Here is a 17043-nt window from a genome sequence, read left to right on the forward strand (position 1 = left end):
GCTCGCACAACGTACGAACGATGTGTTCCGGGACGTCCGGTTTCGGTAGAAGCAGGCAGGACAGACGGCCGCGAGCGGCGGCCGGACGGGCACGGCACGAAGGAGTCGGGCATGGCCCCACCCATGTCGGCGAGCGCATTCCTGGACGCGCTTCGGGCGGAGGGCGTCACGGTCGTCGAGGTCGGCGACTGGCAGGACCACAACCGCAATCACAAGGGCCCCTGGGGCCCTGTCCACGGCGTGATGATCCACCACACGGTGACCAAGGGCAGCGAACACACGGTGGAGCTGTGCCGCGACGGCTACCCGGACCTGCCGGGGCCGCTGTGCCACGGCGTGATCACCAAGGACGGCAGGGTCCATCTGGTCGGCTACGGCCGCGCCAACCACGCCGGGCTCGGCGACGACGAGGTGCTGCGCGCCGTGATCGCCGAGAAGGGGCTGCCGCCGGACAACGAGGCGAACACCGACGGCAACCGGCACTTCTACGGCTTCGAGTGCGAGAACCTCGGCGACGGGGAGGACCCGTGGCCGCAGGAGCAGCTGGAGGCGATCGAGCGGGCCGCCGCAGCGGTGTGCCGCGTGCACGGCTGGACCGAGAGATCGGTCATCGGCCACCTGGAGTGGCAGCCGGGCAAGGTGGACCCCCGTGGCTTCACGATGCAGTGGCTCAGGGAACGGGTCGCCGAGCGGCTGAAGGGGTAGCGCCGCCGGGGGCGCGGGCCGTCTCCGGGCGCACCGGGCGACAATGAAGCCGTGACCGGCCCGAACTCCCTCCGCCCCCGCCTTCCCTCCCCTCTCCACGAGGTGCGGGACGGCCGGTTCGAGCGCCGCGGGCTTCGGCTGCTGCTCAAGCGGGACGATCTCATCCACCCGGAGCTGATCGGCAACAAGTGGCGCAAGCTGGTGCCGAACATCGCGGCGGCGCAGGGCCGCGCCCTGGTCACGTTCGGCGGGGCCTACTCCAACCATCTGCGCGCCACCGCCGCCGCCGGCCGGCTGCTGGGCCTGCCGACCACGGGCGTGGTCCGCGGCCAGGAGCTGGCCGACCGCCCGCTCAACCCGTCCCTGGCCCGGTGCGCGGCCGACGGCATGCGGCTGCACTTCATCGACAGATCGACATATCGCCGCAAGGGCGAACCGGAGACGCTGGCCGCGATCCTGCGCGCGGCCGGCGCCGAGGAGGCGTACGTCGTCCCCGAAGGCGGCAGCAACGCCGAGGCCGTACGCGGCTGCCGGGCCCTCGGCGAGGAGCTGCGCGGTCACGCCGACGTCGTCGCGGTCGCCTGCGGCACCGGCGGAACGCTCGCCGGACTCGCCGCCGGGCTGGCGGCCGGGCAGCGCGCCCTCGGGATACCGGTCCTGAAGGGCGGCTTCCTGGAAGCGGACGTACAGGCCCTGCAGGAACGTGCCTTCGGGGCCCGCAGCGGCGCCTGGGCCCTGGACGACCGCTTCCACTGCGGTGGTTACGCCCGTACGACGCCCGCACTGGACGTGTTCGCACAGGACTTCGAGCAGCGGCACGCGCTGCCCGTGGAGCGTCTCTATGTCGCCAAGATGCTGTACGGACTCGTCACCCTCGCGGAAGAGGACGCCTTCGCGCGCGGGACGACGATCGCCGCCGTCGTCACCGGACGACCGTTCCCGGAGCCCCCGGCAGCCGCCCCGGAACCCTAGGCCCTGTCGTTTGGATCATCCCGGCGTCGCGGGGCCTAGCCGGCCTCCCGGAAGGCCGCCGCCTCCTCCAGGTCCAGGCGTTTCAGCAGCGCGCGCAGCATCTCGTCGTCGATGTAGCGGTGGTCACGGAGCCTGACGAAGACCTCGCGTTCGGCGCTGATCATCTCGCGGGACAGCCGGCGGTAGGTGTCGTCCACGGACTCGCCGGTGATCGGGTTGACCTGGCCGAGCCGCTCCCAGACCGCGTTGCGGCGGCGCTCCAGGACCATGCGCAGCCGGTCGGCGAGCGGCGGAGGCAGGGCGTTGCGCTCGTCGGAGAGGAGTTCGTCGAGCAGGGCCTCCGCGGCCCGCGAGGCCTGCGCCTGGGCGTTGGCCTCGGCGAGCGTCTCGGCCTGCCGGTCGCGGCCGGGGAACTTCAGCAGCCGGATCAGCGGCGGCAGCGTCACCCCCTGGACCACGAGCGTGCCGATGACGGTGGTGAAGGTCAGGAAGAGGATCAGGTTGCGGGGGCCCGCGGCCATGGTCGACGGGATGGCGAAGGCGATGGCCAGGGACACGACACCGCGCATGCCGGCCCACGAGGTGACCATCGCGCCCCGCCAGGTGGGGTTCTCCTCGCGCTCCCGGATGCGCGCCGACAGCAGCCGCGGCAGGAAGGTGGCCGGGTAGACCCAGACGAACCGGGCCACCACCACGACCAGGAAGACGGCCACCGCGTACCAGGCGGCGGAGACGCCCTCGTACTCGCCGAGCCGTTTGAGGACGATCGGCAGCTGCAGACCGATCAGGGCGAACACCGCGGACTCCAGCACGAAGGCGACCATCTTCCACACCGCCTCCTCCTGGAGCCTGGTGGCGAAGTCGACCTCCCACGCGCGGTGGCCCAGGTAGAGGGCGACGACCACGACCGCGAGCACCCCGGAGGCGTGCGCCTGCTCGGCGACTCCGTAGGCGACGAACGGGATGAGCAGCGAGAGCGTGTTCTGCAGGAGCGGCTCGGTCAGGTGTGTGCGCAGCCAGTGCAGGGGCGCCATGAGGACGAGACCGACCCCGACACCGCCGACCGCGGCGAGCGCGAACTCGCCGATCCCGCCCGCCCAGGTGGCCCCCGCGCCGACGGCGGCGCCGAGCGCCACCTTGTAGGCGGTGATCGCCGTGGCGTCGTTCAGCAGGGACTCCCCCTGGAGGATCGTGGTGATCCGGGAGGGCAGGCCGACCCGGCGCGCGACCGCCGTGGCGGCCACCGCGTCCGGCGGCGCCACCACCGCGCCCAGCACCAGCGCGGCGGGCAGCGACAGCCCGGGGACGAGCAGGTAGGCGGCCCAGCCGACGACGAAGGTCGCGAAGAGCACGTAGCCCACCGAGAGCAGCGCCACCGGCCGCAGCTGCGCCCGCAGGTCGAGGTAGGAGCTGTCGGTCGCCGAGGTGTACAGCAGCGGGGGCAGCAGCAGCGGCAGGACGATGTGCGGATCGAGGGTGTACGACGGCACCCCGGGGATGTACGAGACCGCGAGGCCGACCGCGACCAGCAGCAGGGGCGCCGGCGCGGGGGTGCGCCTGGCCGCCGCGGCCACCGCCGCACTGCCCGCCACCAGCAACAGCAGGGGCATCACGTCCATGGTCCTCGCCCACCCTCGTTTTTCCGCGCGGCCACCCGCACACCCGTCGTAATCTGGCAATCATGAAACAGTGCACGCACGCCGCCGCGCTGCCGCACCCGGAACCGGAGCCGCTCGACAAGACCTGTCCGGAGTGCCGGCGCGACGGCACCCACCCGGTGCAGCTGCGGCTGTGCCTCACCTGTGGACACATCGGCTGCTGCGACTCCTCGCCGGGACGGCACGCGACGGAGCACCACACGACGTCCGGTCACCCGGTGATGCGGACCTTCGAGCCCGGCGAGGACTGGCGGTGGTGCTTCGTCGACCACGTGCTCGTCTGAGCGGGAAAGTCCCGCCCGACCGCCTTCTCGTGTGACACTGCATGCGGCGGCTGCCGCACGACGGTTCGAGCATGTGACGCCTGGGTACGTCAACCCGGCGCGCGCTCTTCCCATTTGGGCCCGCAAACCCTCTAGACACGGAGCGTATCCACAGCTTTACTGTGAGTGACGCCAGGGGGTTGGGGTCCCGGGGACAGGAATGTTCGGAGCGCGATAGCGTCACCGCTTGAACCACGTACGCGTTACCCCGGGGGGCGACCCTCGGCCCCGTAAAGCTTGTACCACCATGGAGGTGAGGGTGTCCCAGATCGCAGGCGAACCCGCGGCGAACCAGGACTTCGTGGAAGTCAGGCTGCCGGCCGCGGGTGCCTACCTGTCGGTGCTGCGGACGGCCACGGCCGGTCTGGCGGCCCGCTTGGACTTCACCCTGGACGAGATCGAGGACCTGCGCATCGCCGTGGACGAGGCCTGCGCGATCCTGCTCCAGCAGGCCGTGCCCGGCTCCGTGCTCAGCTGTGTCTTCCGGCTGGTCGACGACTCGCTGGAGGTCACGGTCTCGGCCCCGACCACGGACGGCCACGCCCCCTCGCGGGACACCTTCGCCTGGACCGTGCTGTCGGCCCTCGCGGGCAAGGTCTCGTCCGCCGTGGACGAGGACAAGACGGTGTCGATCAGCCTCTACAAACAGCGTGGCGCCGGCCCCGGGCCGGCGTGAGGAACGGGGACTAGCCGGTGCGGGACGAAGAGCGCGGCACACGGGAGCTGCCGACCGGGGACGGGGGTGCCCCTTGGTCAGACAGCGCCGAGACCTCCGGGGCAGGCCCCCGGGCGGGTTCCCGGCGCATGGCGGACGGCATCGACGGCATCCCCGAGCAGGCCAGGTCGCACCCGGAGGGCGACTCCGCGCGGGTCGACGGTGACGGTGCCGGACAGGGCGCGCCACCGGAGGCACGCGGCGGCACCGGATCCGCCGCCCACACGGGGGCGAGGGCTCGGGGAAGGGCTACGGGCGGGACGATGAGCGAGCACGAGCGAAACGCCGAGGACGACGCGCTGGGCACGGAGGCCGTGCAGGCCGCACAGCACGACGCCCAGGACCGCAGCGGAGCGCGGGCGATGTTCGTCGAGCTTCGCGAGCTGCGCGAGGGCAGCCCGGAGTACGCGGAGCTGCGCAACCAGCTGGTCCGTATGCACCTGCCGCTCGTGGAGCACCTGGCGCGCCGGTTCCGCAACCGCGGCGAGCCGCTGGACGACCTCACCCAGGTCGCCACGATCGGCCTGATCAAGTCCGTCGACCGGTTCGACCCCGAGCGCGGCGTGGAGTTCTCCACGTACGCCACTCCGACCGTCGTCGGCGAGATCAAGCGGCACTTCCGCGACAAGGGCTGGGCGGTCCGCGTGCCGCGCCGGCTGCAGGAGCTGCGGCTCGCGCTGACCACCGCGACGGCCGAGCTGTCCCAGCTGCACGGCCGCTCCCCGACGGTCCACGAGCTGGCCGAGAAGCTCGCCATCTCCGAGGAGGAGGTCCTGGAGGGCCTGGAGTCCGCGAACGCGTACTCCACGCTGTCCCTGGACGTGCCCGACACGGACGACGAGTCGCCGGCGGTCGCCGACACCCTGGGCGCCGAGGACGAGGCGCTGGAGGGCGTGGAGTACCGCGAGTCCCTCAAGCCGCTGCTGGAGGACCTGCCGCCGCGTGAGAAGCGGATCCTGCTGCTGCGCTTCTTCGGGAACATGACCCAGTCGCAGATCGCGCAGGAGGTCGGCATCTCCCAGATGCACGTCTCCCGGCTGCTGGCCCGCACACTGGCCCAGCTGCGGGAGAAGCTCCTCGTGGAGGAGTGAGCCGTATCCGGCGAGCCCCGCCCGGCGGCCTTGCCCTGTGTGCCTACTCGGCCCGGCCCGGTCCCTTGATCCCGAGGGCCCGGGTCGTCTCGCCGTTGACGAGCAGCACCAGCGCCGCGACGGCGACCACCGCGAGGGCGATGCCGGCCGGGATGGCCATGCTGTCGGCCTGGAGCAGGTTGTAGGCCACCGGAAGGGCCATGACCTGGGTGATCACCGCGGGGCCCCGGCTCCAGCCGCGCCGCAGCAGCAGCCCGCGCGCGGCCAGCAGCGGCAGCAGCGCGAGGACGACCAGGGTGATCCCGAGAGTCACGGCCTGCTGCCGGTCGTCCGGGTCGCCGGTGAGCCCTCGGACGAGCACCCACAGGCCGCCGGCCAGCAGCGCGGCACCCTCCAGCGCGGCCAGCGTCGCCGCGTACGTCAGCCGGCGCGGGCGCGGCCCTTCGGCTGCGGCTGCTTCGGCGGTGTCGGAGGCGGGATTCTGCTTGCTGCTCACCCCAGCAGGGTAGCCCCGCCCCCGGAGCGCCCCGCCGCGCCCCGCGTCCGAGTGTCCAGGCTCACGCCCCCGCCTCTTACCGGATCCCTACCTCGGTCTGGGCCGAGTACCCCCCAGTAGGTACGCTGCCATGCATGCGTGCACTTCTCGTGGTCAATCCGGCAGCAACCACCACAAGCGCACGTAGACGTGACGTCCTGATCCACGCGCTGGCGAGCGAGATGAAGCTGGAGGCGGTCACCACCGAGTACCGCGGCCATGCGCGCGACCTCGGCCGGCAGGCGGCGGAGAGCGACGACATCGACCTGGTGGTGGCCCTCGGCGGCGACGGCACGGTCAACGAGGTCGTCAACGGCCTCCTGTACGCGGGCCCGGATCCTGACCGCCTGCCCGGCCTGGCCGTCGTCCCCGGCGGTTCCACCAACGTCTTCGCCCGCGCCCTGGGGCTGCCCAACGATCCCGTCGAGGCCACCGGTGCGCTGCTGGACGCGCTGCGCGACGGCACCGAGCGGATCGTCGGGCTCGGGCTGACCTCGGGCCCGCCGGGCAGCGAGGACGAGGCGGTGCCGGCCCGCTGGTTCACCTTCAACGCCGGGCTCGGCTTCGACGCGGGCGTGGTGGGCCGGGTCGAGCAGCAGCGCGAGCGCGGAAAGAAGTCGACGCACGCGCTCTACGTCCGTCAGGTGGTCCGGCAGTTCCTCGGCGAGCCGAACCGCCGGCACGGCACGATCACGCTCGAACAGCCGGGCGCGGACCCGATCGAGGATCTTGTCGTAGCCATAGTCTCGAACACGTCCCCTTGGACGTATCTCGGCAATCGCCCCATGTACACGTCGCCTAAGGCCTCGTTCGATACCGGCATCGACGTGCTCGGTCTCAGCCGTCTGTCCACGGCCGCGGTTGCCCGGTATGGCACCCAGTTGCTCACTTCGTCCCCCGAGCGTGGCCCGCACGGCAAGCATGCGGTCTCCCTGCACGACTTGGACCAGTTCACCTTGCATTCGAAGGTGCCTCTGCCCCTGCAGATGGACGGTGACCACCTCGGGCTGCGTACGAGCGTGACGTTCACAGGCGTACGCCGTGCACTGCGTGTGATTGTGTGAGCGGAACGGGCGAAAGTCCTTTCACTCGAACGTTTAGGCCAGGATCCACCCCATGGAAGTACGGCTGTGACCTAGTCGACACCGAGGAATCAAAAAAAACTTTCCGGAAGGGGTTGTATCCGCCGCTGAGGTTTGCGAGTCTCTACGTGGCGATCGGGACGGCCCGCAACACCGGCCTCCACTGATCACCGGAACCCCTCTTCAAACCACAGGACCCCGCCGGGTGAAGACTCGGCGGTCGGCCCTTCACTTGTTGAGGGATTCGTGAAAGCGTTCACATTCACAAGCAACTTGCATGTAATACCAAGGAGAGGTAGCAGCCATGGACTGGCGTCACAACGCCGTTTGCCGCGAGGAAGACCCCGAGCTCTTCTTCCCCATCGGCAACACCGGTCCTGCGCTGCTGCAGATCGAGGAAGCCAAGGCCGTCTGCCGTCGCTGCCCGGTGATCGAGCAGTGTCTGCAGTGGGCGCTTGAGTCCGGCCAGGACTCCGGCGTCTGGGGTGGTCTCAGCGAGGACGAGCGCCGCGCCATGAAGCGCCGCGCCGCCCGCAACCGGGCTCGTCAGGCCTCCGCCTGACACACCCACCCCTGCTGACAGCCTGAGCTTGGCGGCGCGCACAGCACGTGCGCATCTCCCGCCCCCGAGCCGCAGCGCGCAGTATCCCCCGATGCCGCTAGCGATTTAGCAGAGCAGCAACGAGCACAAGCCTCGGACCAGTCGTGGTCCGGGGCTTTTTGCTGTGCCCAAGCACTTTCACGGCACGGCGGTTGCCTACTTCTGCGCACGCACCGGGATGTCGAGGATCACCCGGGTGCCCCGCTCCGGCGCCGGCACCATGTCGAACGACCCGCCCAACTCGCCCTCCACCAGCGTCCGTACGATCTGCAGGCCGAGGTTGCCCGAGCGGTGCGGGTCGAAGCCCTCGGGCAGTCCGACACCGTCGTCCTGGACGGTGACCAGCAGCCGGGCCTCCTTGGTGGTGCCGCCACGCACCGCGGAGACCTCGACCGTGCCGGTGTCACCCTCGCGGAAGCCGTGCTCCAGGGCGTTCTGCAGGATCTCGGTGAGGACCATGGACAGCGGGGTGGCCACCTCGGCGTCGAGTATGCCGAACCGTCCGCTGCGCCGGCCGGTCACCTTGCCGGGCGAGATCTCGGCCACCATGGCCAGCACCCGGTCGGCGATGTCGTCGAACTCCACCCGCTCGTCCAGGTTCTGAGACAGCGTCTCATGCACGATGGCGATGGAGCCGACCCGTCGCACGGCCTCCTCCAGGGCCTCCCGGCCGCGCTCGGACTCGATGCGCCGGGCCTGGAGCCGGAGCAGGGCGGCGACCGTCTGGAGGTTGTTCTTCACCCGGTGGTGGATCTCCCGGATGGTGGCGTCCTTGGTGATCAACTCGCGTTCGCGGCGCCGCAGTTCGGTGACGTCCCGGAGCAGCACGAGCGAACCGATGCGCGTCCCCTTGGGTTTGAGCGGGATCGCCCGGAACTGGATGACGCCGTCGTGGGCCTCGATCTCGAACTCGCGCGGGGCCCAGCCGCTGGCCACCTTGGCGAGCGCCTCGTCCACCGGGCCCCGGGTGGGGGCGAGTTCCGCGGTGGTCTGCCCGAGGTGGTGGCCGACCAGGTCGGCGGCCAGACCGAGCCGGTGGTAGGCGGACAGGGCGTTCGGGGAGGCGTACTGGACGATGCCGTCCGCGTCCAGCCGGATCAGGCCGTCGCCGACGCGCGGGGAGGCGTCCATGTCGACCTGCTGGTCGGGGAAGGGGAAGGAGCCGGCCGCGATCATCTGGGCGAGGTCGGAGGCGCTCTGGAGGTAGGTCAGCTCCAGGCGGCTCGGGGTACGCACGGTGAGCAGGTTGGTGTTCCGGGCGATCACGCCGAGGACCCGCCCCTCACGTCGTACGGGGATGGACTCGACCCGTACGGGGACCTCTTCGCGCCACTCCGGGTCGCCCTCGCGCACGATCCGGCCCTCGTCCAGCGCCGCGTCCAGCATGGGCCGCCGGCCGCGCGGGACCAGGTGGCCGACCATGTCGTCCTGGTAGGAGGTCGGGCCGGTGTTCGGGCGCATCTGGGCGACCGAGACGTACCGGGTGCCGTCCCGGGTGGGGACCCAGAGCACCAGGTCGGCGAAGGAGAGGTCGGAGAGCAGCTGCCACTCCGAGACCAGCAGGTGGAGCCACTCGAGATCGGAGTCGTCGAGAGCGGTGTGCTGGCGTACGAGTTCGTTCATGGAGGGCACGTCTGCGAGCGTACCCGGGGGGGCGCGGGTGGCCGAAAAACACCCGCGGGCCGCGGCGCCTGGAAGGGACCCTCAACCCTCCCGGCACCGCAGCCCGGAGCATCATCGGCCGCGGGGTGTGCGGTCCCGGTCGGCCGAAGCCGAGGAGCCGGGGCAGTCAGGGCAGAGAGCGCCGGTTCCTCGATCCGCCTTCCTGTGCGGGGAAGACGGAGGCTTGTTCTTCTCGATTGTGGACTAGACCACGATGGCGTGTCCATGGTGAGGAAGCGCCCGGACCGCGGGGGCACCGGCACGCGATGCCACGCAGCCTAGCCCGACCGGGTCAGTCGTGGGGCCAGATGTCCATGGCAATTTCCGCGAGTGCTTCCAGTTCCTCCCGGCGCGCGCCGTCGCGTGCCTGCTGGGACATGCCCTGGAGCACCGCACCGGCGTGCCGGGCGAGGGCGGCGGCGTCGGTGCCGGCCGGCAGCAGCCCGGCCGCGACGTCCGCCCGGATCCGGGATGCGAGGTTGGCGATGTTGGCGTTGCGCAGCTCGCGCAGCAGCGCCTCGACCTCGGGACTCGTGCAGTTGGTGGCGGCGTGGATGATCAGGCAGCCGTAGGGGTGGTCCGGGTCCGTGTACTCGGCGGCGGCCTCGCGGAGCATGCGCGCGACGCCCTGGCGGGCCGTGGGCTCTTCGGTCAGGGCGCGGTCGCCGAAGGCACCGTGCGTCCCGGTGTAGACCCGGACGACCTCGTCGAACAGGGTCCGCTTGTCACCGAATGCCGCGTACAGACTGGGGGCGCCGATGCCCATGATCCGGGTGAGGTCGGAGACCGAGGTGGCCTCGTATCCGTGTTCCCAGAAGGCCAGCAGCGCCTTCTCCAGCGCTGTGGCCCGGTCGAAGGAGCGCGGCCGGCCCCGCGTCCGGCCCGCGCCGCCCTGTGTCCGTGTGTCCTGACCCGTCGCCATGGGGACTATTTTATAGCGCCCCCTAGAAAATTGTCGGCGGGGTCGTGTACGGTTTTTATGTAGCGACCGCTAGACAAATCTGGAGGGGCAGACATGGGTGCGCTCACGGGGAAGACTGCGCTGGTCACGGGGGCCGGCCGGGGCATCGGGCGAGGGATCGCCGAGCGGCTGGGGCGCGACGGGGCGCGGGTGGCGGTGCACTACGGGAGCAATGAGGGGGCCGCGAAGGAGACGGTCGCGGCGATCGAGGCGGCCGGCGGCTCGGCGTTCCCGATCGGGGTGGAGCTGGGCACGCCCGGGGACGCCGAGCGACTGTGGGAGGAGTTCGACCGGCACGCGGACGGGCTGGACATCCTCGTGCACAACGCGGGCATCGCCACCTCGCACCCCTTCGCCGAGATCGAGGAGGAGGCGTACGACCGGCTCTTCGCGGTGAACGTGAAGGCGCCGTTCTTCCTCACCCGGCTCGGCACGGAGCGACTGCGGGACGGCGGGCGGGTGGTGAACATATCGTCCGGGCTGGCACGTTCCGCCGCGATGCCCCAGCTCATGGCCTACTCCATGACCAAGGCGGCTCTCGACGTCTTCACCCGGGACCTGTCCAAGGCGCTCGGCCCTCGCGGGATCACGGTGAACTCCGTGGCGCCCGGCATCGTGGACACCGACGTCAACGCCTCGTGGCTGCGCGCGAGCGAGGAGGCGTGGCAGGAGGCCGCCGCGTACTCGGCGCTGGGGCGGGTGGGGACGCCGGCGGACATCGCCGACGTGGTCGCCTTCCTGGTCTCGGAGGACGGCCGCTGGGTGACCGGTCACTGGCTGGACGCGACGGGAGGTTCTCTCAGCTAGGAACCCGCCGGGAAAGAGGCCCGTTCCGCCGGGCGTGATCCCGGCGGAACGGGCCGGAAAAGCCCCTTCTCCCTCGCGCCTCCGAACGCCGATTCTGTTAGATTGGTCTAAACCACATAGAGACGCACAGAGCCCACTTCAGAACGGCAGGCCCAGCGTGGAAGTTGTCATCGTTCCGGACGCCGCGGCGGGCGGCGAGCTGATCGCCGAGGCCATGGCCCAGCTGCTGCGACGCAAGCCCGACGCCCTGCTCGGCGTGGCCACCGGCTCCACCCCGCTGCCCATCTACCAGGCACTGACCGCCAAGGTGCGCTCCGGCGCCGTGGACGCCGCGCGGGCACGGATCGCACAGCTCGACGAGTACGTGGGGCTGCCCGCGGACCACCCCGAGTCCTACCGTTCGGTGCTGCGCCGCGAGGTGCTGGAGCCGCTCGGCATAGGCATGGACGCGTTCATGGGCCCCGACGGCACGGCCGAGGACGTCCAGGCGGCGTGCGAGGCGTACGACCGCGCGCTCGCCGAGGCCGGCGGGGTGGACCTGCAGCTGCTGGGCATCGGGACCGACGGGCACATCGGGTTCAACGAGCCGTGCTCCTCGCTCGCCTCGCGCACCCGGATCAAGACGCTGACCGAGCAGACCCGGATCGACAACGCCCGGTTCTTCGACGGTGACATCGAGCAGGTTCCGCACCACGTCATCACCCAGGGCATAGGAACGATCCTGGAGGCCCGGCACCTGGTGCTGCTGGCGACGGGCGAGGGCAAGGCGGACGCGGTCGCCGCGACCGTCGAGGGCCCGGTCGCGGCCGTCTGCCCGGCCTCCGCGCTCCAGCTCCACCCGCACGCCACGGTGGTCGTCGACGAGGCCGCCGCGTCCAAGCTGAAGCTGGCGGACTACTTCCGGCACACCTACGCCAACAAGCCGGAGTGGCAGGGGATCTAGGCCCGGGCAGGGGCGGCACCGGCCGAGGCGGCGCAGACTGGGACCGAGGGGCGCGGGGCGGGTCTCGGCGCCCGTGCGCTCCACGGGTGATGGACTAGACCAACAGCGGGTGCAACGGTATACAGAGGGGATCACGGAGCGTGCGGGTGGAGTCCTGACACCACAACCCGTGCCACGATGTGAGCCGTGGCCGATGGGATGTCGGTCGCTTTCGGCATTCGGAGCCGGGAAGGCAGAGCATGACCACCGACGTCAGCAGTGCGGAGAACGAGGCCGGCACAACCCGTACCGCGCGCGTGCCCAAGTACTACCGCCTGAAGAAGCACCTGCTCGACATGACGGAGACGCAGGCGCCGGGCACGCCGGTCCCGCCCGAGCGCACGCTGGCCGCCGAGTTCGACACATCCCGCACCACGGTGCGCCAGGCCCTGCAGGAACTGGTCGTGGAGGGCCGGCTCGAACGCATCCAGGGCAAGGGCACCTTCGTGGCCAAGCCCAAGGTCTCCCAGGCGCTGCAGCTCACCTCCTACACCGAGGACATGCGGGCCCAGGGCCTGGAGCCGACCTCGCAGCTGCTGGACATCGGGTACATCACCGCCGACGAGCGGCTCGCCGAGCTGCTCGACATCGCCGCCGGCGGCCGCGTGCTGCGCATCGAGCGGCTCCGCATGGCCAACGGCGAGCCGATGGCGATCGAGACCACCCACCTGTCGGCCAAGCGCTTCCCGGCCCTCAGGCGCTCGCTGGTGAAGTACACGTCGCTGTACACCGCGCTCGCCGAGGTCTACGACGTGCACCTCGCCGAGGCCGAGGAGACCATCGAGACCTCCCTGGCCACCCCGCGCGAGGCGGGTCTGCTCGGCACCGACGTGGGTCTGCCGATGCTGATGCTCTCCCGCCACTCGCTGGACCGCGAGGGCAAGCCGGTCGAGTGGGTGCGGTCGGTGTACCGCGGGGACCGGTACAAGTTCGTGGCACGACTGAAGCGGCCGACGGAGTAACTGCCGGGCACGTTCGCTGAATCGATATACCGATATGCGGACGAGGTCTTCCACTGCCACGACACCGTCACCTAGATTGCCTGCGCATTACACAGGTGATCAGCGAGGGGACGGAGCCGTGGCATGTCCGAAACGCCTGAAGTGAGACCTCCGGTGGTGACACCGGTCCGGGTGATCATCGCCCTGTGTCTCGTCGCGCCCTTCGTGGCGATGCTGTGGGTCGGCTCCTACGCGAAGACGGACCCGACGTTCATAGGGATCCCGTTCTTCTACTGGTACCAGATGCTCTGGGTGCTGATATCCACCGCGCTCACGATGGTCGCGTACCAGCTGTGGCAGCGTGACCAGCGCGCCCGCAGGGCCGCTGCCGTACGGCACGAGGAGGGGGCGAAGTGAAGGACGGGGTCAACGGCGTCGCGCTCGGCGTCTTCATCTTCTTCTTCCTGGCCGTCACGGTCATGGGCTTCCTGGCCGCGCGCTGGCGCAGGGCCGAGAACGAGCACTCCCTGGACGAATGGGGCCTGGGCGGCCGGTCCTTCGGCACCTGGATCACCTGGTTCCTGCTCGGCGGTGACCTGTACACGGCGTACACCTTCGTCGCCGTGCCGGCGGCGATCTACGCGGCGGGCGCGGCCGGCTTCTTCGCGGTGCCGTACACGATCCTGGTGTACCCGCTGATCTTCACCTTCCTGCCCCGCCTGTGGTCGGTCTCGCACCGCCACGGGTATGTCACCACCTCCGACTTCGTGCGCGGCCGGTTCGGCTCGAAGGGCCTGTCGCTGGCGGTGGCGGTGACCGGCATCCTGGCGACGATGCCGTACATCGCGCTCCAGCTCGTCGGCATCCAGGCGGTGCTGGACGTGATGGGCGTCGGCGGCGGCGAGAACACCAACTGGTTCGTGAAGGACCTGCCGCTGCTCATCGCCTTCGGTGTGCTGGCGGCGTACACGTACTCGTCGGGTCTGCGCGCGCCCGCGCTGATCGCGTTCGTCAAGGACACCCTGATCTACATCGTCATCGCGGTGGCGATCATCTACATCCCGATCAAGCTGGGCGGGTTCGACGACATCTTCGCCAAGGCCGGCCAGGCGTTCAGCCAGGTCAACCCGGCCACCGGCAAGCCGCGCGGCGCGCTCGCCCCGGCGGAGGCGGGCCAGTGGACGTACGCCACGCTGGCGCTCGGCTCCGCGCTCGCGCTGTTCATGTACCCGCACTCGATCACCGCGACCCTGTCGTCCAGGAGTCGTGAGGTGATCCGCCGCAACACCACGATCCTGCCGCTGTACTCCCTGATGCTGGGTCTGCTGGCGCTGCTGGGCTTCATGGCGATCGCGGCCGGTGTGAAGGTCACCAACGGGCAGCTGGCGATCCCGCAGCTGTTCGAGGACATGTTCCCGGACTGGTTCGCGGGCGTGGCCTTCGCCGCGATCGGCATCGGTGCCCTGGTCCCGGCGGCGATCATGTCGATCGCGGCGGCCAACCTCTTCACCCGCAACATCTACAAGGACTTCATCAAGCCGGACGCCACGCCGCAGCAGGAGACCAAGGTCTCCAAGCTGGTGTCGCTGCTGGTGAAGGTCGGCGCGCTGGTCTTCGTGCTCACCATGGACAAGACCGTCGCCATCAACTTCCAGCTGCTGGGCGGCATCTGGATCCTGCAGACCTTCCCGTCCCTGGTCGGTGGCCTGTTCACCCGCTGGTTCCACCGCTGGGCGCTGCTGGCCGGCTGGGCGGTCGGCATGATCTACGGCACGGTCGCCGCGTACGGCGTCGCCTCGCCGACCCAGAAGCACTTCGGCGGCTCGGCCAAGGAGATCCCCGGTATCGGTGAGATCGGCTACATCGGCCTGACGGCGTTCGTGCTGAACGTTCTGGTGACCGTGGTCCTGACCGTCGTCCTGAAGGCCGTGAAGGCCCCCGAGGGCGTCGACGAGACCAGGCCGGAGGACTACACCGCGGACGCCGGCGACAAGGGCGTCCAGGTGGAGCTGCCGCCCGCGACGGCGGGCGCCGGCCACTAGGTCCTGTCGTTCGGATCAGGCCGGCGTCGCGGGACCGGGCGCCGGCCGCCGGCAGGTGTCGTCGGACGGGGGTCACCGGGCCGCCGTCAGCGGACGGGCCGTCGGAGAGACATCCGGCGGCCCGTTGTCATACCCCTCGGGCAGACTCTGTGCCATGGACATCCTGATCCGGCAGGCCACCCACGACGAGTACGGCGACCTGGGCGAGATCACCGCCCAGGCCTATCTCCACGACGGGCTCCTCGGCTTCGACGACAGCGGCTGGTACGTGGGCGAGCTGCGGGACGTGGCCAAGCGGGCCGCGGCCGCCGAGGTCCTCGTGGCCGCGCGCGACGACACCCTTCTCGGCGGTGTCACCTTCGTCCCCTCGGCCGGCCCCATGACCGACATAGCGGGCCCCGGAGAGGCCGAGATCCGGATGCTCGCGGTCGCCCCCGCGGCCCGGGGCCAGGGTGTCGGCGAGGCGCTGGTGCGGGCCTGCGTCGAGCGTGCGCGGGCGACCGAGGGCTGTGTCCGTGTGGTCCTCTCCACCCAGCGGGCCATGCACGCGGCCCACCGCATCTACGAACGCCTCGGTTTCCTTCGCACGCCCGAGCGGGACTGGAATCCCCTCCCGGACCGGCCCGACATCACTCTGGTCGCCTATGAGTTGACCCTCTGAGACCGGACGGCCACAACATCTGGGGGTGACAGGGCAGCCCGGCACTAGATGTATGCTCGTCCTCGCTGTCGTCGCAGGGGAATCCGGTGTGAGTCCGGAACTGTCCCGCAACGGTGTACTTGCGTGCATCCGCACGCCTGTTCAGTCCGAGGACCTGTCGGCAGCCCACCCGGGCGTCCGTTCCGGGTGCGTTTTGACGTCCGGGCCTCGTGGAGTGGGCCGGTGGACGCGACGCCGTGCGCGCTCGTGACTGCCCTCCTGCCCTCCGCCAGGCCCCGTGCCGAGCGAGGGAGAGCCCCACGTGACCATCGCGCCAGCCGACCCGGCTTCAGTCAGCGAGCTGGAGACCGACGGTCCCGGTACCGCGCTGCTGCGGACCCTGACCGAGCTGACCGCCGACCTGCCCGACGCCGACCCGGGCCGGGTCGCCGCCGCCGCGCTGCGCGGCCGGTCCGCGCGGGCCGACGAGGCGGAGCTGCGGGAGCTGGCCACGGAGGCCGCCGCCGGCCTGATCTCCGAGGACCCCGCCTACTCGAAGCTGGCCGCCCGGCTGCTGACCCTCGCGATCCGGGACGAGGCCGCCTCGCAGGGCGTGACGTCCTTCACCGAGTCCATCGCGGTCGGGTACCTGGAGGGCCTCGTCGCCGACCGCACCGCGGACTTCGTCCGGCAGCACGCCGAGCGGCTCGACGCGCTGGTCGACGCTCAGGCCGACGACCGGTTCGGCTACTTCGGCCTGCGCACCCTGCACAGCCGCTATCTGCTGCGCCACCCGGTCACCCGCAAGGTCGTCGAGACGCCCCAGCACTTCATGCTGCGCGTGGCGAGCGGCCTGGCCGAGGACGACACGACCCGCTCCGTGGACGAGGTCGCCGCGCTGTACCGGCTGATGAGCAGCCTGGACTACCTGCCGTCCTCCCCCACCCTCTTCAACTCCGGCACGCGGCACCCCCAGATGTCGTCCTGCTATCTGCTCGACTCTCCCCTGGACGAGCTGGACTCCATCTACGGCCGCTACCACCAGGTCGCCCGCCTCTCCAAGCACGCCGGCGGCATCGGCCTGTCGTACTCCCGTATCCGTTCACGCGGTTCGCTGATCCGGGGGACGAACGGGCACTCGAACGGCATCGTGCCGTTCCTGAAGACGCTGGACGCGTCCGTCGCCGCGGTGAACCAGGGCGGCCGGCGCAAGGGCGCGGCGGCGGTGTATCTGGAGACCTGGCACTCCGACATCGAGGAGTTCCTGGAGCTGCGGGACAACACCGGTGAGGACGCGCGCCGTACGCACAACCTGAACCTGGCGCA

The 17043-nt window shown here is 70.6% G+C and carries 18 protein-coding genes and 1 riboswitch; of the genes, 14 read left to right on the plus strand and 4 right to left on the minus strand.

The window, feature by feature from the left end:
• Window positions 1-111 precede the first annotated feature (111 nt).
• Window positions 112-705: an N-acetylmuramoyl-L-alanine amidase gene (locus ABZ937_RS33595; protein ID WP_361697417.1), complete on the plus strand. Its 594-nt coding sequence runs from the start codon at window positions 112-114 to the stop codon at window positions 703-705.
• A 51-nt stretch (window positions 706-756) separates the two neighbouring features.
• Entirely contained in the window at window positions 757-1677 is a 921-nt protein-coding gene (locus ABZ937_RS33600; protein WP_361697419.1) for a pyridoxal-phosphate dependent enzyme, read from the plus strand.
• Window positions 1678-1712: 35 nt separating this feature from the next.
• Here ABZ937_RS33600 and ABZ937_RS33605 read toward each other — a convergent pair whose 3' ends face one another.
• A complete protein-coding gene (locus ABZ937_RS33605; protein WP_361697421.1) occupies window positions 1713-3296 on the minus strand; it encodes a Na+/H+ antiporter in 1584 nt (527 codons plus the stop codon).
• A gap of 62 nt (window positions 3297-3358) precedes the next feature.
• Here ABZ937_RS33605 and ABZ937_RS33610 point away from each other — a divergent pair, with 62 nt between their 5' ends.
• The 3 genes from ABZ937_RS33610 to ABZ937_RS33620 all read left to right on the plus strand — a co-directional run bounded on the left by ABZ937_RS33610 (window position 3359) and on the right by ABZ937_RS33620 (window position 5464).
• The gene (locus ABZ937_RS33610) at window positions 3359-3619 is read left to right on the plus strand and encodes a UBP-type zinc finger domain-containing protein (RefSeq protein ID WP_361697423.1); all 261 of its coding nucleotides are present in this window, start codon (window positions 3359-3361) and stop codon (window positions 3617-3619) included.
• A gap of 298 nt (window positions 3620-3917) precedes the next feature.
• A complete protein-coding gene (locus ABZ937_RS33615) occupies window positions 3918-4334 on the plus strand; it encodes an anti-sigma regulatory factor (RefSeq protein WP_009190566.1) in 417 nt (138 codons plus the stop codon).
• 17 nt (window positions 4335-4351) lie between these two features.
• On the plus strand, window positions 4352-5464 hold the full coding sequence (locus tag ABZ937_RS33620) for an RNA polymerase sigma factor SigF (RefSeq protein ID WP_361697425.1): 1113 nt from the start codon (window positions 4352-4354) through the stop codon (window positions 5462-5464).
• 43 nt (window positions 5465-5507) lie between these two features.
• Here the strand turns inward: ABZ937_RS33620 and ABZ937_RS33625 are convergent, their stop codons facing one another.
• Window positions 5508-5960: a hypothetical protein gene (locus tag ABZ937_RS33625; RefSeq protein WP_361697427.1), complete on the minus strand. Its 453-nt coding sequence runs from the start codon at window positions 5958-5960 to the stop codon at window positions 5508-5510.
• A 134-nt stretch (window positions 5961-6094) separates the two neighbouring features.
• Here ABZ937_RS33625 and ABZ937_RS33630 point away from each other — a divergent pair, with 134 nt between their 5' ends.
• Window positions 6095-7063, plus strand: a complete 969-nt coding sequence (locus tag ABZ937_RS33630) for a diacylglycerol kinase family protein (protein ID WP_361697429.1) — start codon at window positions 6095-6097, stop codon at window positions 7061-7063.
• A 322-nt stretch (window positions 7064-7385) separates the two neighbouring features.
• Entirely contained in the window at window positions 7386-7643 is a 258-nt protein-coding gene (locus ABZ937_RS33635) for a WhiB family transcriptional regulator (protein WP_003992873.1), read from the plus strand.
• 195 nt (window positions 7644-7838) lie between these two features.
• Here the strand turns inward: ABZ937_RS33635 and ABZ937_RS33640 are convergent, their stop codons facing one another.
• The gene (locus tag ABZ937_RS33640; RefSeq protein WP_361697431.1) at window positions 7839-9314 is read right to left on the minus strand and encodes a PAS domain-containing sensor histidine kinase; all 1476 of its coding nucleotides are present in this window, start codon (window positions 9312-9314) and stop codon (window positions 7839-7841) included.
• A 322-nt stretch (window positions 9315-9636) separates the two neighbouring features.
• Window positions 9637-10266 (minus strand): TetR/AcrR family transcriptional regulator, encoded by a 630-nt coding sequence (locus ABZ937_RS33645; RefSeq protein ID WP_361697434.1) that lies wholly within the window; start codon window positions 10264-10266, stop codon window positions 9637-9639.
• 93 nt (window positions 10267-10359) lie between these two features.
• On the opposite strand from ABZ937_RS33645, the gene ABZ937_RS33650 reads away from it, so the two are divergent.
• The 7 genes from ABZ937_RS33650 to ABZ937_RS33680 form a co-directional block, all read left to right on the plus strand.
• On the plus strand, window positions 10360-11112 hold the full coding sequence (locus tag ABZ937_RS33650; protein WP_361697436.1) for an SDR family oxidoreductase: 753 nt from the start codon (window positions 10360-10362) through the stop codon (window positions 11110-11112).
• A 157-nt stretch (window positions 11113-11269) separates the two neighbouring features.
• Window positions 11270-12055: a glucosamine-6-phosphate deaminase gene (gene nagB / locus ABZ937_RS33655; protein ID WP_361697438.1), complete on the plus strand. Its 786-nt coding sequence runs from the start codon at window positions 11270-11272 to the stop codon at window positions 12053-12055.
• A gap of 239 nt (window positions 12056-12294) precedes the next feature.
• Window positions 12295-13056, plus strand: a complete 762-nt coding sequence (locus ABZ937_RS33660; RefSeq protein ID WP_361697440.1) for a GntR family transcriptional regulator — start codon at window positions 12295-12297, stop codon at window positions 13054-13056.
• Window positions 13057-13179: 123 nt separating this feature from the next.
• Window positions 13180-13452 (plus strand): DUF3311 domain-containing protein, encoded by a 273-nt coding sequence (locus ABZ937_RS33665; protein WP_361697442.1) that lies wholly within the window; start codon window positions 13180-13182, stop codon window positions 13450-13452.
• On the plus strand, window positions 13449-15077 hold the full coding sequence (gene mctP, locus ABZ937_RS33670) for a monocarboxylate uptake permease MctP (RefSeq protein ID WP_361697444.1): 1629 nt from the start codon (window positions 13449-13451) through the stop codon (window positions 15075-15077). The genes ABZ937_RS33665 and mctP overlap by 4 nt, the downstream gene beginning before the upstream one ends.
• Window positions 15078-15231: 154 nt before the next feature.
• A complete protein-coding gene (locus ABZ937_RS33675; RefSeq protein WP_361697446.1) occupies window positions 15232-15738 on the plus strand; it encodes a GNAT family N-acetyltransferase in 507 nt (168 codons plus the stop codon).
• 77 nt (window positions 15739-15815) lie between these two features.
• Window positions 15816-15893, plus strand: a riboswitch (cobalamin riboswitch).
• Between the two features lie 146 nt (window positions 15894-16039).
• On the plus strand, window positions 16040-17043 hold a 1004-nt coding region (locus ABZ937_RS33680), incomplete at its 3' end, for a ribonucleotide reductase N-terminal alpha domain-containing protein (RefSeq protein ID WP_361697448.1).

Origin of the sequence: Streptomyces sp. NPDC046727 (genome assembly GCF_040645635.1) — a bacterium.
Classification (GTDB): domain Bacteria; phylum Actinomycetota; class Actinomycetes; order Streptomycetales; family Streptomycetaceae; genus Streptomyces.

Excerpts from the sequence above, each read along its gene's own strand:
- ABZ937_RS33645 (WP_361697434.1), bottom strand. The coding sequence starts at position 10,266 with ATGGCGACGGGTCAGGACACACGGACACAGGGCGGCGCGGGCCGGACG.
- ABZ937_RS33630 (WP_361697429.1), top strand. The coding sequence starts at position 6,095 with ATGCGTGCACTTCTCGTGGTCAATCCGGCAGCAACCACCACAAGCGCA.
- ABZ937_RS33595 (WP_361697417.1), top strand. The coding sequence starts at position 112 with ATGGCCCCACCCATGTCGGCGAGCGCATTCCTGGACGCGCTTCGGGCG.
- ABZ937_RS33605 (WP_361697421.1), bottom strand. The coding sequence starts at position 3,296 with ATGGACGTGATGCCCCTGCTGTTGCTGGTGGCGGGCAGTGCGGCGGTG.
- ABZ937_RS33650 (WP_361697436.1), top strand. The coding sequence starts at position 10,360 with ATGGGTGCGCTCACGGGGAAGACTGCGCTGGTCACGGGGGCCGGCCGG.
- ABZ937_RS33665 (WP_361697442.1), top strand. The coding sequence starts at position 13,180 with ATGTCCGAAACGCCTGAAGTGAGACCTCCGGTGGTGACACCGGTCCGG.
- ABZ937_RS33675 (WP_361697446.1), top strand. The coding sequence starts at position 15,232 with ATGGACATCCTGATCCGGCAGGCCACCCACGACGAGTACGGCGACCTG.
- ABZ937_RS33635 (WP_003992873.1), top strand. The coding sequence starts at position 7,386 with ATGGACTGGCGTCACAACGCCGTTTGCCGCGAGGAAGACCCCGAGCTC.
- ABZ937_RS33610 (WP_361697423.1), top strand. The coding sequence starts at position 3,359 with ATGAAACAGTGCACGCACGCCGCCGCGCTGCCGCACCCGGAACCGGAG.
- ABZ937_RS33660 (WP_361697440.1), top strand. The coding sequence starts at position 12,295 with ATGACCACCGACGTCAGCAGTGCGGAGAACGAGGCCGGCACAACCCGT.